Annotated in this window: 1 protein-coding gene; it reads right to left on the bottom strand. The window is 72.6% G+C overall.

The window, feature by feature from the left end:
* Nucleotides 1-1,080: polysaccharide biosynthesis/export family protein (locus AC6EUL_RS22840; protein ID WP_499872898.1), on the bottom strand; the 1,080-nt coding region annotated here is incomplete at both ends.

Below are 1,080 nucleotides of genomic sequence, written 5' to 3'. Positions count from 1 at the left end.
GACCGGTGCGGTGACGGTGGAGAAGACGGAGAGGACCTTCTGGACCTCGGTGAAGGGGGCGTTGGAGACGTAGACGAGGTCGCGGTTGCGCATGCGGAAGGCCTGGGTCAGGAACAGGCTGTTGGGGTCGCGCATGTTGATCCGGTAGACCACCGGGACCAGGGGCGTGCCCAGCAGGGGACTGCCCGGCTTCAGGCGCCGCACCACCGCGGCCGGCTCGAAGCGGAAGATGAAGGTGCCCGAGGGATCGGCCTGGAAGTCGGACAGGCCGCGCGCCTTGGCCAGCGCCTGGGCCAGGGTGATGCCCTCGGCCTGGAACGGGATCTCGGTGGAGTTGCCCAGCGCGCCCACCGCCAGGAAGGTCTGGGGATCGCGCACCAGGGTCAGGGTGTCGCCCGGGCGCAGGAAGATGTTCTCGACCGGGTTCGACACCACCGTGGTCAGCGGCACCGTGGCGGTCTGCTGGCCCCGCGAGAGCCGCACGAAGGTCTCGTTGACCGGCGCGCGCACGCCCCCGGCGGTGGCGACCACGTCGAGCAGGCGGTCCCCCTTGCCCGAGAGCGGCACCCGGGCCCCGGCCACGACCTCGCCGGTGACGGTCACCGTCTGGGACACCGCCTTGGTGACCGAGACCAGCACCTGGGGCTGGATCGCCTTGCCGGCGAGCTCGGTCTCGATCAGGGCCTGCACGTCCTGGGGCCGGCGCCCGGCCACCTGGATGCGCCCGGCATAGGGCACGCTGATGGCCCCGTCGCGGGGCACCACCTGCTCGGGGATGAGGGCGGACTTGGAGCCGGCCGAGAAGCGGTCGGCCACCAGGGGCCCGGAGAACAACCCGCCCGAGCCGGCCTCCCAGACCGAGACGGCCACGTAGTCGCCCACCCCGATCACCGGCTCGAGGGAGGGGCGCCGGTCCCCGAAGGAGGCCAGCAGGCTGTCCAGCGCACGCCCGCGCAGCGCCTCGATCGTGGCCGCCGACAGGTCCACGATCTCGTAGCGGGCGAACGTCCCCTCGCTCGTGGACACGTCCGCCCCCTCCACAACCGCCCCCGTCGTCGGGCCGGCCGCAGGCAGAAGCGA

Source organism: Methylobacterium sp. 001424705 (assembly GCF_059816145.1).
Note: the sequence above shows the minus strand (reverse complement) of the source record. Positions and strands in the feature narration are given on the sequence as shown.